Origin of the sequence: Methanococcoides sp. NM1 (assembly GCF_900774285.1) — an archaeon.
Lineage (GTDB): Archaea > Halobacteriota > Methanosarcinia > Methanosarcinales > Methanosarcinaceae > Methanococcoides > Methanococcoides vulcani.
In genome coordinates this window covers 1-231 of the sequence record NZ_CAAGTW010000043.1, presented here as the reverse complement: position 1 = coordinate 231, position 231 = coordinate 1, and the positions used below count along the sequence as shown (strand labels likewise).

1 protein-coding gene is annotated in these 231 nt (G+C 32.0%); it reads right to left on the bottom strand.

Annotated features, from left to right (window positions below):
* The coding region (locus E7X56_RS11645) for a tetratricopeptide repeat protein (RefSeq protein ID WP_135606898.1) at window positions 1–231 on the bottom strand (231 nt) is incomplete at both ends.

Genomic DNA, 231 nt, shown 5'->3' with positions numbered 1-231 from the left:
TGATAGCTCTTTCTGAATTGTAATTAGCAAGGTTTTTGATGGTGTTTCCTTTGTTGTTCCACAAATCAGCATCATCTGGGTTTATTTCCAATGCTTTATCAAATGATTCGCTTGCATTTTCAAATTCATTCAGTTTATTAAGAGTAAGGCCTTTGTTATTCCAAGCATCAACATAATCTGGATTTATCTCCAGTGCTTTATCAAAATATTCTAATGCTTTATCATACTCAT